The 26095-nt window shown below is 53.5% G+C and carries 22 protein-coding genes and 1 pseudogene; 4 read left to right on the plus strand and 19 right to left on the minus strand.

Annotated features, from left to right (window positions below; genetic code table 11):
* Positions 1 to 151: 151 nt before the first annotated feature.
* From JOE09_RS08330 to JOE09_RS08365, 8 genes are all read right to left on the minus strand, one after another.
* A complete protein-coding gene (locus tag JOE09_RS08330; protein ID WP_205065434.1) occupies positions 152 to 1387 on the minus strand; it encodes an MFS transporter in 1236 nt (411 codons plus the stop codon).
* The gene (locus tag JOE09_RS08335; protein ID WP_205065435.1) at positions 1388 to 2221 is read right to left on the minus strand and encodes an MBL fold metallo-hydrolase; all 834 of its coding nucleotides are present in this window, start codon (positions 2219 to 2221) and stop codon (positions 1388 to 1390) included.
* 158 nt (positions 2222 to 2379) lie between these two features.
* Positions 2380 to 3315: an allose kinase gene (alsK, locus tag JOE09_RS08340; RefSeq protein WP_205065436.1), complete on the minus strand. Its 936-nt coding sequence runs from the start codon at positions 3313 to 3315 to the stop codon at positions 2380 to 2382.
* The gene (gene alsE / locus JOE09_RS08345; RefSeq protein WP_205065437.1) at positions 3299 to 3994 is read right to left on the minus strand and encodes a D-allulose 6-phosphate 3-epimerase; all 696 of its coding nucleotides are present in this window, start codon (positions 3992 to 3994) and stop codon (positions 3299 to 3301) included. The genes alsK and alsE overlap by 17 nt, the downstream gene beginning before the upstream one ends.
* A 10-nt stretch (positions 3995 to 4004) precedes the next feature.
* The gene (gene alsC, locus JOE09_RS08350) at positions 4005 to 4985 is read right to left on the minus strand and encodes a D-allose ABC transporter permease (RefSeq protein ID WP_205065438.1); all 981 of its coding nucleotides are present in this window, start codon (positions 4983 to 4985) and stop codon (positions 4005 to 4007) included.
* Positions 4964 to 6496 carry a D-allose ABC transporter ATP-binding protein AlsA gene (alsA, locus tag JOE09_RS08355; RefSeq protein ID WP_205065439.1) on the minus strand — a complete coding sequence of 511 codons (1533 nt, stop codon included), beginning with the start codon at positions 6494 to 6496 and terminating at the stop codon, positions 4964 to 4966. The genes alsC and alsA overlap by 22 nt, the downstream gene beginning before the upstream one ends.
* 26 nt (positions 6497 to 6522) lie before the next feature.
* A complete protein-coding gene (gene alsB / locus JOE09_RS08360; RefSeq protein ID WP_205065440.1) occupies positions 6523 to 7458 on the minus strand; it encodes a D-allose transporter substrate-binding protein in 936 nt (311 codons plus the stop codon).
* Between the two features lie 61 nt (positions 7459 to 7519).
* Positions 7520 to 8410: a MurR/RpiR family transcriptional regulator gene (locus JOE09_RS08365; RefSeq protein WP_205065441.1), complete on the minus strand. Its 891-nt coding sequence runs from the start codon at positions 8408 to 8410 to the stop codon at positions 7520 to 7522.
* Between the two features lie 348 nt (positions 8411 to 8758).
* Between JOE09_RS08365 and rpiB the strand changes: the two genes are divergently transcribed.
* Together rpiB and clcA are read left to right on the plus strand one after the other, a co-directional pair.
* The gene (gene rpiB, locus JOE09_RS08370) at positions 8759 to 9208 is read left to right on the plus strand and encodes a bifunctional allose-6-phosphate isomerase/ribose-5-phosphate isomerase RpiB (protein WP_205065442.1); all 450 of its coding nucleotides are present in this window, start codon (positions 8759 to 8761) and stop codon (positions 9206 to 9208) included.
* Between the two features lie 137 nt (positions 9209 to 9345).
* The gene (clcA, locus tag JOE09_RS08375) at positions 9346 to 10680 is read left to right on the plus strand and encodes a H(+)/Cl(-) exchange transporter ClcA (protein ID WP_205065635.1); all 1335 of its coding nucleotides are present in this window, start codon (positions 9346 to 9348) and stop codon (positions 10678 to 10680) included.
* Positions 10681 to 10821: 141 nt separating this feature from the next.
* Here the strand turns inward: clcA and JOE09_RS08380 are convergent, their stop codons facing one another.
* From JOE09_RS08380 to JOE09_RS08410, 7 genes are all read right to left on the minus strand, one after another.
* A complete protein-coding gene (locus tag JOE09_RS08380) occupies positions 10822 to 11751 on the minus strand; it encodes an ROK family protein (protein WP_205065443.1) in 930 nt (309 codons plus the stop codon).
* Positions 11752 to 11852: 101 nt separating this feature from the next.
* On the minus strand, positions 11853 to 13031 hold the full coding sequence (locus JOE09_RS08385; RefSeq protein ID WP_205065444.1) for a carbohydrate porin: 1179 nt from the start codon (positions 13029 to 13031) through the stop codon (positions 11853 to 11855).
* An 82-nt stretch (positions 13032 to 13113) separates the two neighbouring features.
* Positions 13114 to 15024 (minus strand): BglG family transcription antiterminator, encoded by a 1911-nt coding sequence (locus JOE09_RS08390; protein ID WP_205065445.1) that lies wholly within the window; start codon positions 15022 to 15024, stop codon positions 13114 to 13116.
* A 9-nt stretch (positions 15025 to 15033) separates the two neighbouring features.
* On the minus strand, positions 15034 to 17667 hold the full coding sequence (mngB, locus tag JOE09_RS08395) for a mannosylglycerate hydrolase (protein WP_205065446.1): 2634 nt from the start codon (positions 17665 to 17667) through the stop codon (positions 15034 to 15036).
* Between the two features lie 27 nt (positions 17668 to 17694).
* Positions 17695 to 18801, minus strand: a complete 1107-nt coding sequence (locus JOE09_RS08400; protein WP_200545473.1) for a PTS fructose transporter subunit IIC — start codon at positions 18799 to 18801, stop codon at positions 17695 to 17697.
* 12 nt (positions 18802 to 18813) lie between these two features.
* Positions 18814 to 19137: a PTS fructose transporter subunit IIB gene (locus JOE09_RS08405; RefSeq protein WP_205065447.1), complete on the minus strand. Its 324-nt coding sequence runs from the start codon at positions 19135 to 19137 to the stop codon at positions 18814 to 18816.
* A complete protein-coding gene (locus JOE09_RS08410) occupies positions 19134 to 19595 on the minus strand; it encodes a PTS sugar transporter subunit IIA (protein ID WP_205065448.1) in 462 nt (153 codons plus the stop codon). Before JOE09_RS08410 ends, JOE09_RS08405 begins: the two co-directional genes overlap by 4 nt.
* A gap of 378 nt (positions 19596 to 19973) precedes the next feature.
* On the opposite strand from JOE09_RS08410, the gene JOE09_RS08415 reads away from it, so the two are divergent.
* Both JOE09_RS08415 and JOE09_RS08420 read left to right on the plus strand, forming a co-directional pair.
* On the plus strand, positions 19974 to 20324 hold the full coding sequence (locus tag JOE09_RS08415; RefSeq protein WP_205065449.1) for a DUF1304 domain-containing protein: 351 nt from the start codon (positions 19974 to 19976) through the stop codon (positions 20322 to 20324).
* A 256-nt stretch (positions 20325 to 20580) separates the two neighbouring features.
* Entirely contained in the window at positions 20581 to 21870 is a 1290-nt protein-coding gene (locus tag JOE09_RS08420; protein WP_239552992.1) for an MFS transporter, read from the plus strand.
* A gap of 97 nt (positions 21871 to 21967) precedes the next feature.
* On the opposite strand, the gene JOE09_RS08425 is transcribed toward JOE09_RS08420, so the two are convergent.
* The 4 genes and pseudogenes from JOE09_RS08425 to JOE09_RS08440 form a co-directional block, all read right to left on the minus strand.
* Positions 21968 to 22951 (minus strand): HNH endonuclease, encoded by a 984-nt coding sequence (locus tag JOE09_RS08425; protein WP_205065450.1) that lies wholly within the window; start codon positions 22949 to 22951, stop codon positions 21968 to 21970.
* Complete coding sequence (locus JOE09_RS08430) at positions 22908 to 24038, minus strand: DNA cytosine methyltransferase (RefSeq protein ID WP_205065451.1); 1131 nt, start codon at positions 24036 to 24038, stop codon at positions 22908 to 22910. Before JOE09_RS08430 ends, JOE09_RS08425 begins: the two co-directional genes overlap by 44 nt.
* A 390-nt stretch (positions 24039 to 24428) precedes the next feature.
* Positions 24429 to 24608 (minus strand): annotated as a pseudogene (locus JOE09_RS26105) (DUF2280 domain-containing protein); the annotation flags it as partial.
* Between the two features lie 364 nt (positions 24609 to 24972).
* Positions 24973 to 25869, minus strand: a complete 897-nt coding sequence (locus JOE09_RS08440; RefSeq protein WP_205065452.1) for a DUF3800 domain-containing protein — start codon at positions 25867 to 25869, stop codon at positions 24973 to 24975.
* Between the last annotated feature and the right edge of the window lie 226 nt (positions 25870 to 26095).

A 26095-nucleotide genomic window follows, 5' to 3' on the forward strand; every position in this document is an offset into this window, starting at 1 on the left:
CGCACCAGAGCACAGCGTAATGACACAGCGGATCGTCAAAGAAGCAGCAGGCAGACCGGAACGTAATGGAATGGAATGGAATGGAATACTGACAGGAAACGAAGCCGACCTGCAGAGTCAAACGCTCTACAGGCCGGTGAAATACGCAGGATTATGGATTGGCGGCGTTCAGCGGCGCTGCGGTTTTCCGCTGCGACAAATCGTCCCTGAAGAAGATAAAGAAGAACAGGGAAACCACCGCCGCGACAATCGCCGGGTAGATCCAGAAGCTTTCCCACTGCGGCAGCGCTTCCGCGCCCTCCCCGGTCACCGTGCTGTTAAAGATCTGCCCGCACAGGGTCGACGCGAAAAGCAGGCCAAAACCGTTGGAAACGATAAACCGCAGCCCCTGCGCCTGCGCTTTAATTTCGGGAGGTGCTTTACGGTCCACATAGATATCGCCGACGGTAAAGAAAAAGTCCCAGCAGAAGCCCTGAAGCATCAGGCCAATCAGCACATACATCATGCTGGCGTCGATCGCAGCGTGGGAAAACAGCAGCGAGCGCACAATCCAGCACACCGCCCCCATCATCAGCGTCACCTTAAAGCCCGCCTTTAGCAGGAAGTAAGACAGCAGGAACATAAAGATCACTTCGCAGGCGATGCCGACCTGCATCATGGATGCGGCGTTATCAAAGCCCAGCGCCTTGAGGAACACCGGAATATAAGCCGAGTAGGCGGTTTTCGGCACCATCAGCACAAAGATGCTGAGCATCAGGATGGAGAAGTTACGATCTTTAAACAGCGCCAGCGCATCCAGACAGAGCAGATCGCGCAGGGTCAGCGCGCGGCCTTTCGCCTTCGGCGGCGTATCCGGCAGGGTAAAGCAGTACAGCCCCAGCAGCACCCCGGTTGCCGCAGCGATGTACCAGGTGATGGTATCCCCGGAATAGCCCATCTGGCCGATGATAAAACCCACCGCCATAAAGCCGAAGGTGCCGAACACGCGGATCACCGGGAAGGACTTCACGCCGTCGATATGGCTGAAGCTAATGCTGTTCGCCAGCGCGGTGGTGGGATAAAACAGCAGCCCTACCAGGAAGATCAGCAGCAGGGTCATACCGGTATTGTGCGCCTCAATAAACTGCGGCACGCACAGCAGCACGGCGGCGTTAATCAGGTGCAGAATCGCCATCACCTTCTGCGAGGCAAAAAAACGGTCTGCCACCATACCGATAAACAGCGGCGACAGGATGGTCGCCAGGCCCAGCAGCGCATACGATGAACCGATAATCGTCGCCATGCCGTAAGTGCTCAGCACCAGTCCCATGGTCATGTTCCATGCCCCCTGCATAAAGTACTGCACAAACATCATGATCAGCAGCCGGGGGGTTTTATTTAAATCCATTTACGCTTTTCCGTGATTGAGTTCGACGCTCAGTCCGTCATAAGCGACGGTGATATGGTTTGCGCGGCAGGCGGCGACCAGCTCCTCATGCATCAGACCGCCGCTGTGGGAAATATGGGAAACCACCATCTGGCTGGCGTCGTGCAGGCAGTGCATATCGCGGAGCTTCTGCTGCGCGGCGAACACCGTTTCCAGACTCATATGGTTATCGCTGCGGTCGTTGCCGTTAAAGCCGTAAGTGCATTCCAGCACCACCAGATCCAGCGACTTACCCGCCAGCCATTGCCAGGTTTGTTCCGGGAACCAGCCGGAATCGTGGCCGTAGAACAGCGTTTTACCCTCTTTCTCAATCAGCCAGACGTAGCACAGCTCCCATTTGGCATGGTTTGCCAGCAGCGGGGTTAACCGATAGCCGTGGCTTTCGACGGTGACAAACGGCGGCAGGCAGTTGAACTCAAAACGGTGTTTGGTAAAGCCGGGCAGCACCGCCGCACAGCCGTTAATTGCCCGGTCGTTACCGAAGACGGCCAGCGGGTGTTCTACCTCAAATCCGTAGCCCTCCATGCGGCTGAACAGATCGCCCACGTTGAAGTGGTCTGGATGGGTGTGGGTAAACAGCAGATCGGTGATACCGTTCGCATCCAGCCCGTCACGCAGCAGCTGCTGGCTGAACTCGGGGGCCACATCAATCAACATGACGTCATCAATGATGGCGGAGGAACGGGTGCGGATATCTTTGCCTTTAAGGCGTCTTGCCTGCTGGCAGTGGTTGCAGCGGCAGAACGGATTGGGGATGCCTTCAGACGCGGCCGATCCCAGGAAGTGTATCTTCATGTTATATCCCTTTTATTCAGTGAAAACTGATTCGTCGTTCCGGAATTCTCCCTTAAGCAGATGAACGTCAGTAAGCTTCGGAACGCGTCGGTAATATAAAACGAAATACGAACGGGACAACCGCTACCTCAGGCATCATTGACCTGGTGCAAGGTAAGCTAATTTAAAGCGGTTAAGTGCTGAACCTTTGGAATAAAACGCCCGCACGCCAGGGTGGCAGCCCCCTGCGCGCCGTTGAAGTCCGAGGAGGATGCGGAGATAAACCGCACCGCCTGATACGGCAGCGGGCGGCGCAGGTGCTGCTTGATTTGGGCGATCAGCGCGGTGCGGGGGAAGTCCGCCATATCCATCACCCCGCCGCCGAGAATTACCGCATCCGGATCGAACAGGTTAATACCGGTGGCTATCGCCCGCGCCGCGTGGGCAATCAGCTGCTGCACAAAGGGGTCATCGGCTGCATGGGTAAAAATTTCGCCGATGGCGTAATCGCGCGGCTCTCGTTCATACCAGTGCTTCAGGGCGATACCGGAACAGACGGTTTCCAGGCAGCCCGGATTACCGCACGCGCAGCGCAGCGCCATATCCCCCTGCGGAATATGCCCCAGCTCCCCCGCGACGCCGTGCGCGCCGATGCAGGGCGCGCCGTTCAGCCAGATGGCAAAACCCATGCCGGTGCCGAGATAGGCCGCCAGCACCTGCTGCTGCGCCAGGCCGTTTTGCGCCACGTCAAAGGAGAGCTGCAGGTTCACATCGCGGGCAAACTCTACCGGGCAGCCCAGCTTCACCTCCAGATTTTCGGCCAGATTAAGCAGTTCGTCTGCGGCCAGCGGCAGATTAGGCGTGGAGATAATGGTGCGCTTATCTTTGCCCACCAGCGCCGGGAATCCCATCACCAGGCCGCAGCAGCGCGCTTCCAGCATAGCGAGCTGGCGCTGGAGCCGTTCTGTCACGCCAGCGGCCACTCCGGGAGCAATCACCTCCGAGGTGCGCCGTTTTTCACAGTGCAGCACAGCCCCGTCGGCAGCCATCAGGCAGAAGCGGATATGGGTGGCCCCCATATCCACACCGGCGACCACATCAGGCCGTATATGCATGGGGCTTCACCTCTTTTTTCGCCGCCAGGATCTGGCTGGCCATCTGTAGCCAGGCGTCGTCGATATTTTCCGCGTTGTTGAACAGGCCGGAGCTGCCAACGATAAACACGTCGGCACCCGCCGCCATCAGCTTCTTGTAGGTGTTCTGGTTGCAGGAGCCGTCGATTTCAATTTCATAGTGCAGCCCTTCCCGCTCGCGCAGATTTTTCAGCTCGGTGATTTTCTCCAGCATTTCCGGGATAAACGGCTGGCCGGCAAAGCCCGGATCGACGGTCATCACGGTGATCTTATCGGCCTTGTGCAGATAGTATTTCATCGCCTCAACCGGCGTTTCCGGGTTGAGGATCAGCCCCACCTTCATGCCAAGGCGGCGAACTTCATCGATCAGACGGAACGCCTGCCCGTTCAGCGTTTCCGGATGCAGGGTAATAAAGTCCGCGCCCGCCTGCGCCAGCTGGCTGATGTAGTCCTGCGGACGGGTAACCATCAGGTGGCAGTCCAGCGGCCTGGTTGCCAGCTTTTTCACCTGAGCAACGAAGAACGGCGACAGCGTCAGGTTCGGCACAAAATGGCCGTCCATAATGTCGATATGAAAATAGTCGGCGTGCTGGTCAATAAACTCGATCTGCTCTTTAAATTTCAGCAGGTCCATACACATCAGGGAGGGAGAGATTTTCATCGATCGTTCCTTACTTGCTAATCAGTCTGTCGAGGGCAACGGCGGCAATAATCAGCCCGCCCATCACCACCAGTTGGTAATAGGTTTGTACCTGCAGGATGTTGAGGCCGTTGTTAATGGTGCCGATGATCAGGCCGCCGATAACCACGGAAAAAATGCGCCCCTTGCCGCCGAAGAAGCTGGTACCGCCGATAATGGCGCTGGCAATCGCGTAGGTTTCAAATCCCATTCCGGCCAGCGGTTCGGCGGCGCCCAGACGGGCGGTTGAGACGACACCCGCCAGCCCCGCACAAACGCCGGAGATAATAAACACCACCAGCATGTGAAACTTGACGTCGATGCCGGAGTAAAACGCCGAGTTCTTGTTACCGCCGAGGGCATAGATATTGCGCCCCAGCCGCATCCGCGTGGTCAGGAACCACAGCAGCACGGCAACAATCAATGAGAAGATCACCGGCACGGGAATGCCGAGCACGCTGGCAGCAAAAAAGTTAACGAAGTCGAAGGAGAAGCCGTAAACCGAGTTGGCGTCGGAAATCACCAGCGTAATGCCGCGGAAAATAGCGTTAGTGCCCAGGGTGATGATAAACGGGTGCAGCCCCGTCCAGTTAACCAGGCAGCCGTTGATCGCCCCCAGTGCGCCGCCGACCAGTACGCCGCCGATCAGCGCCGCCAGCACCGGATCGACGCCCGCCAGCATCAGCTTGGCGGTGACCATGCCGGAGAGCGCAAGGATCGCCCCAACCGAGAGATCGATTCCCGCCACCAGGATAGCAAAGAACTCGCCCATGCCAATCAGCACCGTCACCGAGCTCTGCACGAAGATCTGCGTGATGTTGTTGGCGGTCAGGAAATATTCCGACGACAGCGTGCCAAAAATGGCAACGATAATCGCCAGAATAAAGAAGGTGCCGTATTTGTCCCAGAACTGCGCGAAGTTGAACGGCTTTTTCTCTGCCAGATCGCCCTTCACTCTTGTGGTAATGCCCATGCCATAATCTCCTCTTCGCTCAGGTTGTCGCGATTGGTCAGAATTTGCGTCAGCCGCCCTTCGCAGAACACGGCGATGCGGTCGCAGACGGCGATAATTTCAGGAAGCTCGGATGACACCATCAGAATGACCTTGCCCTCGTCGGCCAGTCCGCGCATCACCTTGTAGATTTCGGCCTTAGCGCCGACATCGATGCCGCGCGTGGGCTCGTCAAAAATGATCACTTCCGGATTGCAGCACAGCCACTTGGAGATCAGCACCTTCTGCTGATTGCCGCCGGAAAGCTCGGTGATGTTCTGCGCCACCGAGTGGCACTTCAGCGCCAGCAGCTGGCGCTGCGCTTCGGCGGTTTGGCACTCTTCCGCTTCACGAAACAGCCCCATCGCTCCTTTATAGCCGCCGGACTTCAGGCTGCGGCTGACAGCCATGTTTTGCGCGATGGAGAAGTTCGGGAAAAAGCCGTTATCCCGGCGGCTCTCAGTGATGTAGGCCATGCCCTTTTTCACCGCGTCCAGCGGCGATCGCGGCGAAATGTCTTTGCCGTTGAGGCGAATTTCGCCGCTGCTGCGCTTATCCACGCCGAACAGGCAGTCCATCAGCTCGGTGCGCCCGGACCCCACCAGCCCGGCAAAGCCGAGGATTTCACCGCGGCTAACGCTAAAGGAGATATCCCGCACTTTCTTGCGGTCGCGGCTGGTGACGTGTTTCACCTCAAACACCGTGTCCCGCTCGACGTTGCCGGTGCTCTCTTTCATCCGGTTAAAGCGGTTTTGCAGCTCGCGCCCCACCATCAGATGCACGATGTCGTCGTTGCTGACCTCGCTGACCCGGCCGGAGCAGACGCTGCTGCCGTCTTTCATCACCGTGTAGCGATCGCAAATCCGCCGGATCTCCGCCAGCTTGTGGGAGATATAGACGATCGCCGTGCCCTCTTTGCGCAGCTGATTCATAATCAGGAACAGGTAATCCACCTCTTTATTGGTCAGCGACGAGGTGGGTTCGTCCATGATGATGACTTTGGCATCGAGCATTAGGGTTTTGGCAATTTCCAGCATCTGCTTATGGCTGATGGACAGGTTTGCCACCTTCTCTTCTAAATCGACTTTTAAACCGATACGCAGCAGCATCATCGCCGCCCGAACGCGCATCTCTTTCCAGTCGACGATATTCACGCCGCACACTTTTTTGGTCAGGTGGCGGCCAATATAGAGATTTTCCAGCACGGTTAATTCATCAATCACGCTCAGCTCCTGGTAAATAATACCAATACCCAGCTTCGCCGCCATTTTATGATCGAGCCTGTCGTAATCTATTTCATTAATCGTAATGGTACCTTTTGTCGGCGCATGTATTCCCGACAGTACTTTCATCAGCGTGGATTTACCTGCGCCGTTTTCCCCTAACAGCGCATGTATTTCGTGAGGATATATCGTTAAGTCAACGGATTTTAATGCGTGAACCGGACCAAAGGATTTGCCGATCCCCGCCATCGATATATATGGCGCAACCATAGCACTGACCTTTTATTAAATAACGGTTATTTCGTTACCAGAATGGAATCCACCAGCTTAAATTCGGGCGTTTTATCCAGTGCGATGACTTTGCCGGATTTGGCGGCGTCCACCATCAGCTTCAGCCCGGTTGCGCCAATATCTGCCGGGTTCTGCGCCACGGTGGCGGTCATCAGACCGGCCCCCACCATTTTGCGTGCTTCCGGGATGCCGTCAGTGCCCACCACCAGTACCTTACCGGTTTTGCCCGCATTCGCCACCGCCTGCGCCACGCCCATCGCCATCGTGTCATTGGCGCAGTAGAACGCTTTCAGGCCAGGGTTGCGCTGCAATACGTTAGTCGCCACATCCAGTGCCTTAATGCGGTCCCAGTCGGCGGGCTGGCTGGCAACCAGCTTGATCTGTGAAGATTTTTTGAACGCATCGGTAGCTCCGCTACGGCGCGACTCGCCGGAGGCGTTACCCGCCTTGCCTTCAATGATCGCTACCTCACCGCCTTCTGCACCAAGCTTATCAATAATAAAGGCCGCCCCTTTGGCACCCACCGCCGTATTGTCGGTAGTAACAAAACCTTCCACGTTGCCGCCCGCTTTCTTCAGGTTATCCATATCGATCTTTTCGTCGATATTCACCAGATAAATCCCTTTCTGCCAGGCGCGGGCCACGGGCATCACCAGATTCACCGAGGAGAGCGGCGCAAAGGCAATGCCCTTATATTTTTTATTACTCAAATCTTCAAACAGCTGCAGCTGCGACTGGAAATCCCCTTCCGAGGCTGATGCAAAAATATCCACGCTAACGCCCAGCGTTTTTGCTTCCTCCTCAATGCCTTTTTTCATATCAACCCAAAAAGGATTCGATAGCGTTTTTAATATGACCGCATAGTCCGCGGCGGCAAATACATTAGCGGATAACATTAAGCCCATAGCACAGCCGCTGAACAATTTCAGATATTTATTCATGGAAAGAGTCTCATTGTAGGGGTACGGGTTGCCCGTTCCTTTGCGGAACGGGCTTATATTATTACTTCAGCGCGCCGGGGGAAAAGAAATCCACAATAGCGCCGGTCTTTTGCATATTCAATGTTGCCTGTTCAATATTCTGCTGCGCCACGGAAACAAATAACGCATCCAGTAAGGTAAGCTGTAATATCCGCGCGGAAGCGTTGCGCCCTAATAACGGCGTTTCCGGCGCGGGTGAACAAATAATATAATCCGCCAGCTTGGCAATCGGGGAATGATAGCTGTGCGTAATGCAAATGATTTTCGCCCCGTTCTTTTTGGCCAGCTCCACGGCAGATTTCAAATCGTTGGTGCGCCCGGAGTGGGAAACCACCAGCACCACGTCGCCCTCTTTCAGCAGCGAGGCGGACATCATCATAATGTGCGCGTCCTGATAGGCCTGGCAGCGCACGCCGATGCGTAAAAACTTGTGCTGGATATCGGCACAGATGGCGTTCGACCCGCCGACGCCGTACAAATCACGCTGCTTCGCCTGATAGAAGAAGCGTGCCGCGCGGTGGATTTCGTCAACGTTGACGATCGACTGCCCTTCCATAATGGTGCGCAGGGTGATGTTAAACACCTTGTTGACGACGTCCTGCGGGGCTTCATCAAACGCCAGCTCGGCGGGAAGCACCTGCTCCGACTGCGAAAAGTAATCGATCAGCGCCGCGCGCAGGTTGCGAAAACCGCTAAAGCCCAGCAGCTTCGCCACTTTGACGATCATCGCTTCCGATACCGTTAGCGCCTCCGCCACGTCCTTAATCGCCGGTGCATCGCTTAAATTGCCAGGCTTCAGCAGCCAGTCAACGATACGGCTTTCATTGTCGGTCATGCCTTCCTGCTTCATCCGCAGCCAGGGGGCAAGCCCAATGCCCTGGGGAAGCTCTTTTTCAAATTCAGACTGGCTCATCGCGCTCTTCTGTCCTGATGAATGATGACGACACTATAACACCACAGTCGCGGCTTGAAATATGCTAACAACTTCACAATATTTCCAAATTCATAAAGTTTTATTTTTCGTGAAGTAACGCGTTTTTGTAATCACACCTTCACGATAAAATTCATCACCTTAGCGACAAAGACCGTATTGATAGCGGAAACAGTAACGCCAGCCACTCACTATACCGCTGTTGAAATGACTGAATCGTCGGTGTAGAACAGAGCCGAAACGGGATTTTATTGCGCTATTTTCGCGCACAAAGACGCAATTAATCACAAACCAACACAAACCGTGAAGTAAGCATATAAGGAAGAAGGTATGAAAAAGATCGTTTTTGGCTGCGATCACGTTGGCTTTATCCTGAAAGAAGACATTATTGCCCACCTGCAAAACCGAGGTATTGAGGTTATCGATAAAGGAACCTGGGGTACAGAACGCACCGACTACCCGCACTTTGCCAGCGCCGTGGCGCAGGCGATTATTGACGGCGAGGCGCAGGCCGGGCTGCTGATTTGCGGGACGGGGGTGGGGATTTCGATTACCGCCAACAAATTCCCCGGCATCCGGGCGGTGGTGTGCAGCGAACCTTACTCCGCCAGACTGTCGCGCCAGCATAACGACACCAACGTGCTGGCATTCGGCTCGCGAGTCGTCGGGCTGGAGCTGGCAAAGATGATTGTTGATGCCTGGCTGGACGCGGAGTTTGAAGGGGGGCGCCATCAAACTCGCGTGGAGGCGATTTCGGCACTGGAACAGCGGGTTGATTAAGTTCCGGGCGTAACCTTTGTATCGCGCGGGATGTGGGTCTAGAATTCCGGGCATCTTTCAGCAACCTTGCCCATACCATGAGCCACGAACCCGCTTCCGTCGTCAATGTGCCGCAGTCGCCTCCCGCCCGCTACCGGATGTTTCGGGCCTTACTCAATCGGGATAAAACGCCGGTCGCCGTGCTGATTTCCGCCGCCGTGGTCGGCACGCTGGTTGGTCTGGTGGGGGTAATTTTCGCCAGAACCGTAGAGGCAATTCAGCACTGGCGCGCCGTCAACCTGACCGCCGACGTGCTGCCGGGCTGGCAGCTGTACCTGTGTGCCTTCGCCGTTTCGGCAGCGCTGGCGGCGGTAGGATACTGGCTGGTCCGGCGGTTCGCTCCGGAAGCCGGCGGCTCAGGTATTCCTGAGATTGAAGGTGCGCTGGAAGAACTGCGCCCGGTTCGCTGGTGGCGGGTGATCCCGGTGAAATTTTTCGGCGGGCTGGGCACGCTGGGGGCTGGAATGGTGCTGGGCCGTGAGGGGCCAACCGTGCAGCTGGGTGGCAATATTGGCCGCATGGTGTTTGACCTGTTCCGGCTGAAAAGCGGCGAAGCCCGCCACTCGCTGCTGGCCACCGGTGCCGCCGCGGGCTTATCCGCGGCGTTTAACGCACCGCTGGCCGGGATTCTGTTTATCCTGGAAGAGATGCGCCCACAGTTCCGCTACAACCTGATTTCGATTAAGGCGGTGTTTATCGGCGTGATTATGGCCAGCATCGTCTTCCAGCTGTTTAACGGCGGTCGGCCGATTATTGATGTCGGCCAGCTGACGGATGCACCGGTGCCGACGCTGTGGCTGTATCTGCTGCTTGGCGTGCTGTTCGGCGCGGTAGGAGTACTGTTTAACAAACTGATTTTCGTGATGCAGGATCTCTACGCGCGGATTTATCAGCGCCGGATCTGGCGAGTGGTGGTCACCGGGGCGATCCTCGGCGGTGCCTGCGGCGTGATGACGCTGCTGTTTCCGGCCATCGTCGGCGGCGGCAATCTGCTGATCCCCGAGGCTGCTTCGGGTACGTTCTCGTTACAGATGCTGCTGCTGGTTTTTGTTCTGCGCCTGCTGACCACCCTGCTGTGCTTTTCCTCCGGCGCGCCCGGCGGGATTTTCGCCCCGATGCTGGCTTTAGGTACAGTACTGGGCACCGCTTTCGGTCTGGCGATGTCGCAGCTTTTCCCGCTGTATGCGTTACAGCCCGCGACCTTTGCGATTGCCGGGATGGGCGCGCTGTTTGCCGCCTCGGTGCGCGCGCCGCTGACCGGGATTGTGCTGGTGCTGGAGATGACCAATAACTATCAGCTGATTCTGCCGATGATTATCACCTGCCTCGGTGCCACACTGGTGGCACAGTTCCTCGGCGGCCAGCCGCTCTACTCAACGATCCTCGCCCGCACGCTGGCGCGGCAGGGTGGACAGCAGGCGGAAGTGAAATAACGTTGGGTAAAATTTACCGCGATCGTAGCCACTTTCGGGCTGAAGCGGCAAGGCGTGAGCTGTCAGCCGGATACTGAGATCCGGCATGTTACTCCCTGTCTACCAGCAGCAACGTGCCATAGCTGCCAGGTAAGAGAACCGTCAGCCAGCAAAAGAACGATCGGTCTGCGAGCGAATAGCCAGCCAGGCCGCGCCGCGCATACCGCTGCTGTCGCCGTGCTGCGCCACCACGATCGGGGTGAGGAACCGATCGGTAAACACCCGCTCCCCGGTGGCTTCCGCCAGCCCTTCCAGCAGCAGTGGCTCATTCGACAGCCCGCCGCCGAGCACAATGATGTTCGGATCGACGATATTGACGATCGTCGCCAGCAGCCGCGCCAGCTGGCTTCTGAAGCGTGATATCTGCTGTAACGCCTGAGGCTCGCCCTGCTGCGCCAGCCGGATAATCTCCGGGGCCGAGCGCTGCTCGCCGGTCAGCCGGAAATAGCGCTCCGCCAGCCCGGTGCCGGAGACAAATGACTCCACGCAGTTCTGCCTGCCGCAGTAGCAGATAGCCAGCGGGCCATCCTGCTGTTCGGCGTAGTCCGGCAGTGTAATATGGCCGCACTCCGCCGCGTTGCCCCACGCACCGGTAAATATCTGCTGCTTCACCGACATCCCGCCGCCGCAGCCGGTGCCAAGGGTGATGCCGAATACCACCTCTGCGCCCTTTCCTGCGCCATCGCAGGCTTCCGACAGCGCAAAGCAGTTAGCATCGTTGGCAATCACCACCGCTGTATCCAGACGCTGCTCCAGATCGGTTTTCAGATCCTGGCCGTTAAGCACCAGAATATTGGAGTTTTTGATTTTGCCACTGGCGGGGGAAATACCGCCGGGTAGCGCAATACCCATCGATAATGGCTGCTGGCTCTGCACACGTATTTCCGCCACGAAATCGCACAGCTCATCAATAAATGCCGGATAGTCGATTTTTACCGTTGTACGTCGGTAGCGGGCTATTTCCTCGCCCGTGGCATTCATCACCACCGCCGCCATTTTGGTGCCGCCAATATCCAGACCGAGATAATGCATAATGTCCCCTGCTGTGAAATACATTCCCGTGCGCCGCCGTTATTCAGGCAGCAAGCGGCCTGCACCGATTAATCGCGTGCACGGGAAAGCGGTTATTTTAATTAGAAGTGATATTTAAATCTTACGCGCGCGCCATAGCGATCTTTATCATCGCCCTGCTCGTTATCCATGCTCAATCGGGACCAGTAGGCACCTAAATAAACATCGAAGTTATCCATTTCCATCACGTTGCGAATACGGTATGAGGCATGCACGGTGTGAATATCATATTTACCGAGAATAACTTCATCGGCATTAACGATGTCGGTATTGGCGAAATTAAATTTCTGCACGTCGTTTTTCGCGTAAATATAGCCCAGCTCAAAATCGTGCCACAGGGCGTTGGTTCCAGCGCTGAAGTCTTTCTCGTCGGTGGCATCCAGATAGGCGGTGCTCAGATTAAAGACCACGCCATCGTCCGGGTTGGATTTTTGCCCGTTCCAGCTGAAGGTGGCCCCGTAGCCGTTACGTTTTGACTGGTCGTTAAAGTTGCCGTTAGCGTCATTGTAGCCGTAGGCATTGCTGACCACGTTGGTTTCCATGGCGATGGCGGCGGTCACGTCATTTACCGTATAGGCAACGATCGGGCGCAGATAGATAACGTTCTTTTTATTTTCCAGCGCATTGCCGTGATAGGCCTGATCCTGGAACAGTTTGGTGCCGTCGCTGGCGAAGGTGTTCAGCTCAAAGTAGAACGGCCCGCTCATTTTACTCAGCTGGATAGCGCCACCGGCGCTGCTGCGGCCACGGCCCTCTTTCATCATATAGATGTAGCCGAAGCCGTCATCGTAGAGGTTGTTTGCCGTATTGCCGGAATACTCAATCAGCGTATCCTGGTTAAGCGGGAACATATCGAAGGCTTCATAGCGCCCCACTTTCACCTTCCAGTCTTTCTCCTGGCCGAAGAAGAAGGCAGCATCGTCAAGATTCATATTGCCGGAGAGATCGGCCAGCGGCTGGACGGTGAATCCGGCAAATTTATTATTCGCCACGCTGCGATAGCCGTCCACGCCGAGTAAAATACGGCCATTGACGTCCCAGCGCTCGGTATTTCCGGCATTCCAGTTATTGCCTGAATTCGTACGCAGCGACGTTAACTGGCCGGTCTTACTCGCGGCATCCACGTTAAACTCCACGTCGCCATAAAACTTCAGGCTGCCTTCCGGCGTATCCACGGTGATTGCAGAAAGAGCCGGAACGGAAAACAGGAATAGACTACAGAGATAATGATTAAATTTCATTATTAATTCCTTTCTTATTTTAATCGGATTGGGTTTTTATTATTTAATTTGCCATCAACATTTATGACTCTGCCTTTCTTTTTTAGATGAAATACCTCCCGGATAAACACATGAAATCAGCAAAGGTGCCGGACGCGCTTAATTTATCGATAATGTCATCATCGAGAATATTGGTCAGATAGTCATAAATAATCATGCTATCGACAAAGGCGTCTTCACTGATTGCCAGCATGAACACTAATTTCACCACTTTCCCCGCATCCCATTCGATGCCCTGCGGGAATACCGCCACAGTCACCTGGGTGGTGGAGGCCACCAGCCCCATCGGGTGAGGAATGGCGATTTTATCCGCCAGCAGCGTGGAGGCGTGTGCTTCACGCTCCACCACCGACGGCAAATAGCGGGCGTCCACTTTGCCGGTGGACTCCAGCCGCCGGGCAAGAAACTCAATCAGCGAGTCCTTGTTATGTTCGGACTGCTCAAAAATAAAGAAATGCGCCGGTGAGAAATAGTTCATCACCGTATCCGCCGGGGAGCGATGATTGGTCAGGTAGTATTTGATGTTCTCCAGCTGCCAGCGCTCCGGCAGCGCGGGCAGATTAATCACCTTTCGGTTTTTCTCCACCACCGGCACCATGCTGATCACCACGTCCTCGGCGATGTTTTCCATCGCCTGATACTGCTGAACGGAGATCGGCTCGCCAATCGCCATATTGGGATACATACGCACGATCCGCTGGCTGACGATCCGCGTAGAGGCCATACCCTGATCGCTGACGATCAGCGCGCTGATCGCACTGCCCTGATGCTGATAGAGGGTATCCTCCAGCACCGCGCCAATGTGCATCACCAGATAACCGATCTCATCGTCGCTCAGCTTGCCGGTGAAAAAGTTATCCAGCTCGCTGAAGGCGGTCAGGGTCATTTCGTACATCAGCGGATAGTGGCGCTTAATCTGATCCAGCAGCGGGTTGATAATGGTGATGCCGTGATTCACCCGGGTGCGCATCGCCTTAATGTGATTCAGCAGGTTCTTTTTCGACTGCTCGTCGTAGCTGACGTCGCAGTACCAGACGGAACTGACGTAGCTTAAGAAATGGTTCATCACCGTCAGTTCCGCATCGTAGCAGCGATCCGGCAGATCGCTGTCGCCGCTAACCGAGCAGAATGCCGACAGGTTCATCGCCATATAGTTAACTTCACCCTGCGGCGCGCTGTCGGATTGATCCGCCAGCAGCAATTGCAGAACCTGGCGGGCAATGGGCTGCCACAGCGTGTCGCAATGGTTAAAATCGTAGTCCAGCAGCCCGTTGCCGCCGCGTATTCTTTCCAGCGCAATGCCGCAGCAGAGCGTAAAAGAACGCAGATTCACGTCGCTAAAGCGCAGCTGGTTATTCACCAGCAGCTGGCTTAGCGCATTTTTGATTTCGGAGAAGGCACTTTCGCAGGCAAACAGCTCGCGGTAATCGCTTTCCGTTTCCGTTGAGCGCAGCAGGTGATCGTAGATGCAGCGGCGGATATTCACTTCATCCCCGGCGATCCTTAATCGTTCGTTCCCTACCGCGTTCACCGCAATCTGATAGAAGGAGAAGTGGCGTTTCAGCAGCGCCACGTCGTTTTTCAGGCTGTAGATGCTGATAAACCAGTCTGACTCCAGCGCTTCCAGCGCCACGTATCCCTGCTGACGCAGCAGCAGCGCCATCAGCTGCTTTCTGCGATCCGCCGCGGATCGGGTCTGGTTGACCGGCCTGTCGGACTCTTCCAGCAGGGCGTGATAGCTGGCGGGGTCGTCGCATTTCACTTCAAACCCCGTTTTGCGATCGTATAAGAGACTGATGCCGTAGCGGGGGATGATATCGCTTAACTCTTTCAGATCGCTGCGAATGGTGCGCGTTGACACGTTCATCTCTTTGGCAAGAAACGCCTGCGTCGCCGGACCTTTGGCAATCTGTACGAAAATATCTCTGACCCGTTTATTGGTGAACAGTCTCATATTTCTCTCTTAATCCCTGGTGATATACAGCGTCTGGACATCGTTTTGTTGCAGCTGCTGGCGTACCGGCATCGGCGTACGTTCATCCAGCATCACCGGGCGGGCATTCGCCAGATCCGGCAGAGCGACGGCCTGTTCCAGGTTCGGGTTGTACAGCCTGACGATGTAGCCCTCTTCCTGTTCGGCGCATTTCACCGTACTGACCAGCGCATCGTTTTCGCCGTGCGGCAGCGTCAGCAGACTGAGCGTTTCCGGGTAGTCGCGCACTTCATCGTTCAGGCAGAAGCGCAGACGCCCGTTGAGGAAATCGCTGTCCTGATACACCGGGAAGGTGGTCAGCAGCTGCTTCGACACCCTTGCGTGCTGCCCCTGATTGAAGCTGCCGCTGTGGATACGCCAGCCGAAGCTGAACGAGAGCGATCCCAGCAGCTGGGCATCCGGCGTGGCAATCACCGACTCGCCGGAGGCGCGTCCTGGCCGGTACAGCAGGTTTTCTTTGCCCATATAGCCGAAGGTACGGAACAGCGTTACGGCGATGGTATCGAAGCCGTCACCGACGATTTCATACTCGCGCACGCCGTTGGTGTGCAGGGTGAAACCGTGCTGTTCGTCGTGCAGGTTGACGTAGCTCTGCATCGGCTCGATAGCGATCGGTTTCTCGTGCCAGTTTTCCTCTTCCCACACCGCCAGCGCGTTGCTGAGTTGCACCGGGCGGGTGACCACGCCAAACAGCTGATCCGCGCAGGAGACGTTGGCCAGAATATCTGTGGCGAAGTGTACGCACAGGCGATGACTCAGCACATCATTTTCCACATCCACCTTGAAGCGGATCAGATCGTCATCCTGCAGGGTGACGGTTGCCGCCACTTTCATCGGTGAACGGGCAATACCCTGCGCTCGCTCTTCCAGGCTGGCAGGCACCGAGAGCAGATACTCAAGATGCAGCGTCTGGCGCAGATCGTCCTGCTGGCGGCTGGCCTGCACCAGCGCATTTTCCGAGGTGATGAACATGTCCTGACGCGGCGGCGAATAGTTGTAGGAGTCGCCGTCGTCGCCGTTTTCCACCAGCAGCATCTGCCGCTGATAGCGTTTGCCGCTGGCCTTGTGGGTAATCGCCAGCAGGCCGTTGCCCTCCACTTCAATGCGATAGGCTGCGTTTTCAATCACCGTTTCTGCATCCACCCGGCGCGGGCTGATGCCGTCGGCGGAGAAGTCCAGATGCCAGCGGGTGTAGCCCAGCGCCGGAAGATCGCGGGCGGCCACCGTCAGGCGGGTACGGAACACTTTTTCCGGGCGGTGATACGGTTTGCCCGGGTTCAGGCGGATGGTCTGATTCAGCACGTACTGGGTCAGATCTTCCTGTTCTTCAATGACGCACGGCAGCGCGTTACCGTCAGCATCCCGCAGGGTAAACGGCAGGCCTGGCAGCCACGCTTCGAAGGTGATCTGCTGCGTCACCGGGTTCGGCAGCGGGTTGAACACGGTAAAGCTGTAGTCGTGATCGCGCGGAATGCGGATGCTAATCTGTCGGGTGGCCGACTCCAGCAGGTTGGTCGCCAGATCGCGCGCCTGCTTATAGCGGAAGGCGATATCGCGGTTGGTGTCGTCGCTGTTGCAGCCGCCGATGCTGTCGTGTGCGGCGTTATAAAACATCAGCTTCCAGATATCCGCCACGATGCGCGACGGATAGTCATGCCCCAGCCCGCGACCGATCGCCAGTACCGGTTCCAGCGTGTTGACCAGCAGCGCTTCCACTTCGTTGTTCAGCAGCTTAAGGTCGGCGCGGCAGGAGAAGATGGTTTTGTGCACGCGGGAGTGTTTGCCCTCGGTCAGCTCACCCTGTAAGACGCGCACTTCCCCGCCTGACTCGTTTTCCACCGCCTGCACAAACTCCAGCGGGCTGCTGATTTGATAGTGGCGGGCCGCGTCACATTCATTAAACGAGCGCACCAGCTCCGGCAGGTTTTCCCGCACCGGGGCCTGATCAAAGCCGTGCGGATAAAGCAGATGCTGGCGCGTGCTGCGGGCTTCGATCGGTGCCATTTTCTCGTCGAGAAACGCCTTCATGGTCGCCGGCGTTTCGTCGATCAGGCCGCCATAGTGGTAGCCCCACGGCATCTGTACGGCAAAGACCTTGTCGCCGTTATCACCCTGCCAGAGAAACTCGGTTTCATGCAGGGTGTTATCGGCAATGCCGCGCCAGAACAGCGCGTGGCGGATGCCGAACTGGCGATAAATCTGCGGCATGTTGCCGCCCTGGCCGAAGCAGTCCGGCACGTAGCCGAGCGGCAGGCTGTGACCGGCCTCTGCGGCAATGCGCTGACCGTAATACAGGTTGCGCACTACGGACTCCTGATGGATCACCAGCTGATCGGTCTGGGTGTACCACGGGCCGGTAATCAGGCGCTGTTCGGCAATCAGATGATGCAGGCGATCGCGATCTTCCGGTGCCCACTGCAGATAGCTTTCAATCAGCGAGCTTTGCGCATCCAGCAGATAGCTGGGGAAATCCGGGTTATCTTCCAGCACGCGCAGCACATTTTTAATATGGCTGAACAGGTAAATACGCGAGCGCGAGGTGGTGAAGTACCACTCCTGGTCCCAGTGCGTGTGGGTATAAACATGTACGGTTTTCTTGTTCATTACGTCGTCCCTAAACCACTCGGGTCATTAATCAAATTTGATTTCGATACTGTCCGCAGCAAAGTCATCGGCCTGAGCGCTGCCCGTCGGTTCATCGTTAAAGTTGACCAGCAGGTTGGCTCCGAAGGCGATAACCAGCGTGCCGACCAGCGCCCCGGCGAAGTAGGCCCAGGCGTTGCCGACGGTAAACCCGCCGTACAGCCCGCCCAGCGGCGGCATAATCGGATAGGCTTTCAGCAGGGCCACGGTCATGGCACCGGCGATACCGGCAAAAACGTTCAGCGGGATCAGGCGCGCCGGGTTTTTCAGCGTGAAGGGGATCGCCCCTTCGGAGATGCCGAGGATGCCCATAATCACCGAACCGTTACCGGCCTCTTTCAGCGTCTGGCTGTAGTTGGCCGGGCGCAGGAAACGTGCAGCGGCATAGCCCAGCGGCGGGATAATAATTGCCACGTTGACCAGGATGGCGGGCAGATACACGCCGCTGAGGAACAGCACGTTGGCCGTGCCCCACGCCGCTTTATTCACCGGGCCGCCGAGGTCGAAGCAGATCATGCCGCCGAGCACCGCCGCCAGCACCACGGTACTGGTGCCATCCTTGGTCATTTCCTGCACCCAGGACATGAGCGAACTGTTTAGCCAGCTGAGGGCATCACCCAGCAGCAGCAGCATCACCAGCACCTGCAGGCCAACGGTGATAAACGGCAGGATAATCAACGGCACCGAGGTCGCCGCCGAGCCGGTGATCCGCACTTTGCGCGCCACCCAGTCGGAGGAGTAGCCCGCCAGCAGGCCGCCGATCGCGGCGCCGAGGAAGCCGGACCCGGTGATAGAGGCGATCAGCCCGGCGGCAAAACCGGCCGCCAGCCCTTTTTTCCCGGCGATGGAATAGGCCACATAGGCACCGAGGATATAATTCATCAGCCCGATTATTTTGAAGCCTATTTCCTGAGTCTGATACAGCCAGTTTTTAATTCCCTGCACGTCGGCAAACTGATTAAGATCGGAAGCACCAAAGGCAATGCCGATAATTTTTGCTACGGCCACCATCAGTGAGCCGGCAATAATCACCGGCAGGGCAAAGGAAATACCCGTCATCAGATGGTTCTTAATATCCACCATTATTTTTTTCATAGATCACCAGAGTTATTTATTTTTACGTTCTTCAACGGCGGCGACGCATTTCTTTATGACTTCAGCGGCGTGGCTGACGCACTGTCCAATTTTTACCCGGATTATTATTTTGCCTTCAAAGCGCTCCTCTTCTTCTATGGATCGATCGGCGGCAATCAGCACGAAATCGGCAGCGCTGATGTCCGCCGGGGAAAGCTTATTCATCATGCCCATCGCACCCTGTTGCTCCACTTTGACGCTGTGGCCCAGCTTTGTGCCCTCTTTTTCCAGCGATTTTGCCGCCATTGGCGTATGGGCCAGGCCAGCGATGCAGGAAGTAACTCCAACAATATTCATGCGTCCTCCTCGATAACCACACGCGACTGCATGTAGTTGAACAGTTCATCTTCGCTTTTGGCATCAAACAGTTGCTGACGGAAGTCGTCCTCGACGATCTGGCTGGCCAGGCTGTTGATGATTTTCAGGTGCAGCAGCTGCGCACCGGATTCCGGCACGAACAGGCCGAAAACGATTTTTATCGGGCTGTCGTCCAGGCTTTCCCAGTCCAGCGCCTGCTCCAGTCGGATAAAGATCACCCCCGCCTCGGTCACGTTGATCGTTTTGGCATGCGGGATGGCAATCTGGCCTTCAAAGCCGGTGGAATACTGATTTTCGCGGGTCCACAGATCCGCCTCTATTTTTTCTGCATCCGCCGCCCAGCCCCGCTCAACCGCCTGCTGAGACAGAAACTGAAATATCTCCCCCTTACTACTAAAATTCTTATTCAGAAAAATGTTCTCTCTGGCAATCAACATAATTGCGACGTCTCCACTTTTGTCTTCAGCATGTCCTGGCAACCATAATAAGCGGATTAACGAAAGCGAAAAGAGAACCGGTTTCCTCCGCCAGGGGGAAACCGCTTGTTATTGCGGATAATAAAGTGAGACTTACTTCTCAAAAGGTGGAATAACTGTGATGTGACGCTTATTTTTGACGGGGTAATTAGCGGAAATGAATAAGGAGATTTTGTGAGGTGGGTGATATTTCTTTTGGTTTTAGTCAGGCTATTTCATTCAGTTTAATAGGGTTGTCGGTGAAAATATCGCCGTCTCAAACCCAAAGCGTGCAACTTCGTACAGCAGTGAACAAGGATTGCCTATACTTTTAGTACAACGCGCTGACCGGGACTCGCCATGCTAGCCAATACGCTTATCGCCCTTGTGGCGGCAATACATATCTATATCCTGATCCTGGAGATGTTTCTGTGGGATACTCCAACCGGCCGCCGGGCATTTAACCTGAGCGAGGAGTTTGCCCGCAGCACCCGCGTGCTGGCGGCAAATCAGGGACTGTACAACGGCTTTCTGGCCGCCGGTCTGCTGTGGGGGCTGTGGCTTGGCGAGGTCGGATTCCAGTTTAAGCTGTTTTTCCTTAGCTGCGTGATGATTGCCGGTATCTACGGCGCTGCGACGGCGAGCCGGAAGATCCTTTACGTGCAGTCGATTCCCGCTTTGATTGCGCTGGCGGCGTTGCTATATGGTTAATGCGCCCTACTCCGTAATCCCACTTTCCGCATGTTACTTATCCATGTTCCAAACTTTCTAAGCGCTATCACAACTCTGTTTTAAATCCATCAACTGCGCTGTTTGTCGCTCATCCGTTGTGTCATGTTATTTACTGTTATCGGTAACAGTAAACGCTGCCTGCCGCTAAAAAGACCGTGGAATGCCTGAAGGTGATGTGTATATGGGTAGCAATCCATCGTCGCTAAATAAACGTTATTTGATACCAGGATGCCCAATGAATAAAAACGTCAAACTATCGCAAAAACGTTGGCTCTATTTAATGCCGATAATATTCATTACCTACAGTCTTGCCTATCTTGACCGCGCCAACTACGGTTTTGCCGCCGCGGCCGGTATTGATAAAGATCTGGGGATTACCAAGAATATTTCATCGCTGATAGGCGCTCTGTTCTTCCTCGGTTACTTCTTTTTTCAGGTTCCCGGCGCGGTTTATGCCGTAAAACGCAGCGTCCGCAAGCTAGTGTTTGTCAGCCTGCTGCTGTGGGGAGTCCTGGCTGCCGCTACCGGACTGGTGGCGAATATTCCGATGCTGATGATTATCCGCTTTACGCTCGGCGTGGTGGAAGCGGCGGTGATGCCGGCGATGCTGATCTTTATCAGCAACTGGTTTACTAAAGGTGAGCGCTCGCGGGCCAATACGTTCCTGATACTCGGCAATCCGGTGACCGTGCTGTGGATGTCGATTCTCTCCGGCTATCTGATCCAGGCCTGGGGCTGGCGCGAGATGTTTATCATCGAAGGGATTCCGGCGGTCGCCTGGGCCTTTTTCTGGTGGTGGGCGGTGCGCGATAAGCCGTCACAGGTGTCGTGGCTGTCATCGAGCGAGAAACGCGATTTAGAACAGGCGATGGCCGCCGAACAGCAGGACATCAAGCCGGTAAAAAATTACCGCGAAGCCTTCACCTCGCGCAACGTGATTTGCCTGTGCCTGGTGCACGTCTTCTGGAGCATTGGCGTTTACGGTTTTATGATGTGGATGCCGTCGATTATTAAGGCAGGCGCCAATCGCGATATCGTCTCCGTTGGCTGGCTGGCCGCCGTGCCTTACCTGGCGGCGATCGTGCTGATGCTGATCGTCTCAACGCTGTCTGACAAAATTCAGAACCGCAAACTGTTTGTCTGGCCGCTGCTGCTGGTCGCGGGACTGGCCTTTACCGGTTCGTGGCTGCTGGGCAGTGATTCATTCTGGATCTCCTACGGGCTGTTAATTCTTGCTGCCGCCTGTATGTACGCACCTTACGGTCCGTTCTTTGCGCTGATCCCCGAACTGCTGCCAAAAAGCGTGGCCGGTGTATCAATGGGCCTGATCAACAGCTTTGGCGCGCTGGGTGCCTTTACCGGTGCCTGGCTGGTGGGATTACTGAACGGCCTGACCGGCAACCCGAGCCTGTCGTTTGTGCTGATGGCGGTATCACTGTTTGTTTCGGTTGCGATCATGTATTCGGTGCGTCCGCAGACAAAGCAGGATGGCAAGTCGGTGACGGCGATTGGGGCTAAGGCTTGAGGATTTGAGCTTTGTGAAAAACGGTGTATCAGCACCGTTTTTTACTTACGATAATCATAATTTTTCGTCAGGTTACTGTTGGTTAGGTAACGCAGATTCATTCAGAATGGATCAACTCAAATAAAAAATTGTTTGAGATTTTTTTTCTATGCACATCATCATGGCAAACATTACAAAGTGTAATTAGGTTTCCTAACACATTTTCCCCACCGTCAGCATGGTGTTCGATATGATGTAATTCAAGAAAAGTCCTTGGATCTCCGGGAATTTTTCTTGTATGGGACCATTGGCAGATTCGACAAGCATGGCGATCTCGTTCCAGCACTTTGACTCGGACAGGATCGGGTATTTTTCTATCATGAACTTCCGCTTGCCGATCTTCTTCAAGCAGGTAGGCACCTACATTCAATTCCGGGCGACCGGAATTTTTAGTTGCAATCGGCCAGCCATCCTCAGTGCGTAATTCGCGGGTACGACGAGCCCACTCCTTACTATCGTTAGCTAAATATCTCAGTTCCTCACCCGTTACCGGGCGACCAACATTCTTCCTCAGATAGGTCAGTATTTTTTCCTTGGTTGAAACCTTGGTACGTCGAAGTTCATTAACTTCATTCCAACGGAGCGCAGCTTCTCTATCTTGTTCAGAAGACATCAGAGCATAAATATCAGTTTTGAGGCTGCTAATGTCGCTGACATTGAGATCTTCTATAGAAATTTCCTGTTGCTCGATCATTTCTTTAAGTGTATTACCACTTAATACTGACCAACCAAATTCAACCCTTAATTCTCTTATCCTCCTTGCATATTCGCTTATCCCAGCGACTATCATTAATTCATCGCCATGAATAATTTCCCTTGGGTATTTCATTAGATATGCCAAAATACGCTCTCGCGCAGAATTACAGCCTTCATCATTAATAAGAGAACTCCCCAAATCACGTAACACGTGAGTTGCAGGTACGAGAGCCAAAACCTGCTCCCGCAAAGAACTTTCTAATAATCTGCTCTCAAAATCAGCAATTAATACTGCAAGCTGTTTACGCAGCGTTTCCGGTTCGTTCTTCTTTGATCTTCGCACCATTTTGAATTCTGCATTCCATCAAGTGAATAACATAACTAGCTATTTTTTCAGCAAAAACAGGAGGGACCGCATTACCAATCTGGCGAGCGATTTCTGTTTTAGTACCTGTGAAAACAAAGCTATCATTAAAACTCATTAACCGGGCAGCTTCACGATGTGTTATTGGACGATGTTCTTCCGGATGGAGATAACGTCCCTTTTCAGGCTTAAAGAATTCTGTACGTATGGTAACGGAAGGGCGTTCCCACCATAAACGTCCAAAGAGATCAGTACCACCGGATTTTTTTCTAATCCAACAATCAGGGGTAATATCTGGCCTGTTATTTTGCAAGTCAAATCTGTTACCCCCTATCGGAACAGCGCGATAGCGCTCCTGAGACAGAGCAGTTGGGTTCCGACCGAAGTGGAGATCCAATGGAGGTGGGACGTCCCGAATTTCTGTTCCCACGGGTTCTGGTAAATCACTAATAAAATCTTTAACGTTTAGCCATGAAGGAAGTTTACCGGGTTTATCCGGATTTTGATGCGAAGGCAACGGTGGAAAGTTTGATACTTTATCCAGAGAAAACCGCTCTTTCTTAATGCCAATGGCAATAGCGCGCTTACGCGTCTGAGGTACACCATAATCAGCGGTATTCAGTATTGAAGGGTTTAAAAGCGTGAAACCCAGTCTTTCAGCACGGGCCGTGATATCTTGAAACTCATCACTCGATAAAAGCCCGGGAACGTTTTCCATAACAAAAATTGAGGCCGATGACTTCTCAATGATATCCATGTAAGGTTCCCAAAGTGCACGACGATGGTCACCATCACGGTTTTTATTTAATAAGCTGAACCCCTGGCAAGGGGGCCCACCAATAACGATATCTGCTTCAGGTACGGGATTTTCAGCAATCCATTCCTCAATATTTGCGACTACACCATGCTCACCATAGTTAGCATTGTAGGTTTTGATCGCAGCACTATCATTATCAAGTGCCAGAATACCTTCAAAATGAGCGCTATTATCACCTTTCATGAAGCCGTAGGACAAACCACCGGCCCCACAAAATAAATCGATGACTTTCAACTTGCTAATTTTACTCATTAAAAATAGCTCCTGGTTCTGAATTTCATATCAACGGGTTATTCTACCACAAAATAGAACTGTATGCATTTACAGTATTTAGCGTTTCTATGAATCAGAAGTGAGGCTATCGGTTATATAAAAACGACACAAGGAGAAAATCAGGCAGGATTGAGAATAGCTTAAGTGATTGATATTTAATGGCCCCTACAGGATTCAACATTAACACCTAACCAAATGTAATTAATGATATTTTTCATATTCAATTCATCGATATACCCCCAAATATACCCCCAAATGTTTTTGTGTGGCACTTTTTCAGCCCTTAATCGCGCTGCGGAGTACACCCACCAGCCGATCCCCCGTCGTGCGTTCTATCTCTGGATTTGCCCTTGGTGAAGGTGAAGAGGCCACCCACTTCTGAGCCAGCTTTCTACTGTTCGCCTTCGTTGGATCATGTGATTCCACCTGCTGGCGTGTGATGCTGAGGCTAAATTCTTCCTGGACGGATTTAACGACTTGAGTCGGTGTGTCATAGCACGCCATCGCCTGTACGATGAACGCTTTAACCACTGGGAGAAGTGCTGCTACGGATCACCATCCTGTCATACTCTGTCAAAATTATTACTAATTTTAACAATTACTTGCGATCAGTATAACAACTACAGGGGTACCATCCGTTGTTCAGTAGCTGCGGTTCTGCAGTCTAGCCAAAACAATGCGTTCTACTTGTATTATAGTGGTAATACAACTTCCAGTTTCCCTTCTGTTTTGGCAGAGCCTTTCACCACAGCCACGCGTGAATCCAGCACTAATTAAACCACCTGGCTAATTGATATCATTAGCCAGGATAAAAGCACCTAGATAACTCAAAACCTTATTGGTTTAACCTATCAATAAGGCAAGGGAAATTCCCCCCTTAATAAGAGCTGGTTTTTTTTGATGAGATTAATTGTTATTCAAAGTTGTCAGCTATAAACATTCCATATCTGTCTAGATTGTCGTTTTGCCAACCTTTGTTAACCACATGATTTTCTGGGATAAACTTCCATATTCTTAGGCAGTGATCCAAGCGATTCCTCTTATCCCCTGACGTTCCAGTTGATTCGAACCAATTGAATGCTTTGGAACCTCTGGATATTTTATCAATTTCCCTAAAGGAATTATAAATATACGATGACATTTCATGCTTTATTTTTTGCTTTTTTGTCATTCCACGCCTATTATTCTGCCGACGCAAATGAAACTTATTACCGTAATAACCAGCCGCCCCCATAAGCAAATCACAAACTTGCAATCTAATGGAGTTTTTACTATTTTCATATGTGACGTTAACTGTAATATCTGCTCGTTTCCATTGAGCGGGAAGAGCTTCCAAATAATTAGTTAGGCTTGTTTTGTGACGTTCGCTTGAATGCCCATCTAATCTTATTAATATAGTTGTGCCATCAGGATCAATAGGGAGGTATTCACAACCAAAGGAATGCTTAAGGTACTGATAATAAACCAAAAATTGAATATCCAGTTCCGATTGAGGAGCTTGTTCTGGAAGAGGGACAGGATGATAAACTCTATCCCGGAACATCTGACGATACTTAATATTATTATTTAATATATGATTTTTAATACAATCGATTAATTCATGATAATAGGTTACATTTTCGGGTGAAACATTCGACCATTTCACTTCCTGCGTTATACCATTTCTCATTTTTATTTTAGTTAGTTCAGTCTGTAGTCTATCCACATCTGATTCTAAACCAAAAATACCGCCAAAAAAACAGTGATAACGGTTGGGCGGAGGTGTGCCATGAGTCCATGCCTCATCAGCAAAAATTTGATACTTTGCCATAGCTTTATCCCATAAAAAAACCCTGCCTCCTTAAGAACGCCGCATGTCGTACAACATGAAGCTCGGGAGTCAGGGTTCGGTGAGTACACTAACCCCCAATTGACACAAGATCAAGTCATTTTTTGGGGTGAAGCATACATTGCGGCTGACTTCTTCATAAAAAATAGTACCTTCAAATTTTTTATGAATCCATCTTAAATATTAGGAAGTATGGAATTAGGTATCT

The organism is Pantoea coffeiphila (genome assembly GCF_016909495.1).
In the GTDB taxonomy this organism is placed as follows: domain Bacteria; phylum Pseudomonadota; class Gammaproteobacteria; order Enterobacterales; family Enterobacteriaceae; genus Erwinia; species Erwinia coffeiphila.

Coding starts and splice junctions, on each gene's coding strand:
- JOE09_RS08335 (WP_205065435.1), bottom strand. CDS start 2,221: ATGAAGATACACTTCCTGGGATCGGCCGCGTCTGAAGGCATCCCCAAT.
- JOE09_RS08400 (WP_200545473.1), bottom strand. CDS start 18,801: ATGAAAAAAATAATGGTGGATATTAAGAACCATCTGATGACGGGTATT.
- clcA (WP_205065635.1), top strand. CDS start 9,346: ATGTTTCGGGCCTTACTCAATCGGGATAAAACGCCGGTCGCCGTGCTG.
- JOE09_RS08330 (WP_205065434.1), bottom strand. CDS start 1,387: ATGGATTTAAATAAAACCCCCCGGCTGCTGATCATGATGTTTGTGCAG.
- alsE (WP_205065437.1), bottom strand. CDS start 3,994: ATGAAAATCTCTCCCTCCCTGATGTGTATGGACCTGCTGAAATTTAAA.
- alsK (WP_205065436.1), bottom strand. CDS start 3,315: ATGCATATACGGCCTGATGTGGTCGCCGGTGTGGATATGGGGGCCACC.
- JOE09_RS08420 (WP_239552992.1), top strand. CDS start 20,581: ATGAATAAAAACGTCAAACTATCGCAAAAACGTTGGCTCTATTTAATG.
- rpiB (WP_205065442.1), top strand. CDS start 8,759: ATGAAAAAGATCGTTTTTGGCTGCGATCACGTTGGCTTTATCCTGAAA.
- JOE09_RS08415 (WP_205065449.1), top strand. CDS start 19,974: ATGCTAGCCAATACGCTTATCGCCCTTGTGGCGGCAATACATATCTAT.
- JOE09_RS08425 (WP_205065450.1), bottom strand. CDS start 22,951: ATGGTGCGAAGATCAAAGAAGAACGAACCGGAAACGCTGCGTAAACAG.
- JOE09_RS08385 (WP_205065444.1), bottom strand. CDS start 13,031: ATGAAATTTAATCATTATCTCTGTAGTCTATTCCTGTTTTCCGTTCCG.
- mngB (WP_205065446.1), bottom strand. CDS start 17,667: ATGAACAAGAAAACCGTACATGTTTATACCCACACGCACTGGGACCAG.
- JOE09_RS08410 (WP_205065448.1), bottom strand. CDS start 19,595: ATGTTGATTGCCAGAGAGAACATTTTTCTGAATAAGAATTTTAGTAGT.
- JOE09_RS08365 (WP_205065441.1), bottom strand. CDS start 8,410: ATGAGCCAGTCTGAATTTGAAAAAGAGCTTCCCCAGGGCATTGGGCTT.
- JOE09_RS08405 (WP_205065447.1), bottom strand. CDS start 19,137: ATGAATATTGTTGGAGTTACTTCCTGCATCGCTGGCCTGGCCCATACG.
- JOE09_RS08440 (WP_205065452.1), bottom strand. CDS start 25,869: ATGGCAAAGTATCAAATTTTTGCTGATGAGGCATGGACTCATGGCACA.
- JOE09_RS08430 (WP_205065451.1), bottom strand. CDS start 24,038: ATGAGTAAAATTAGCAAGTTGAAAGTCATCGATTTATTTTGTGGGGCC.
- alsC (WP_205065438.1), bottom strand. CDS start 4,985: ATGGGCATTACCACAAGAGTGAAGGGCGATCTGGCAGAGAAAAAGCCG.
- JOE09_RS08390 (WP_205065445.1), bottom strand. CDS start 15,024: ATGAGACTGTTCACCAATAAACGGGTCAGAGATATTTTCGTACAGATT.
- alsB (WP_205065440.1), bottom strand. CDS start 7,458: ATGAATAAATATCTGAAATTGTTCAGCGGCTGTGCTATGGGCTTAATG.
- alsA (WP_205065439.1), bottom strand. CDS start 6,496: ATGGTTGCGCCATATATATCGATGGCGGGGATCGGCAAATCCTTTGGT.
- JOE09_RS08380 (WP_205065443.1), bottom strand. CDS start 11,751: ATGCATTATCTCGGTCTGGATATTGGCGGCACCAAAATGGCGGCGGTG.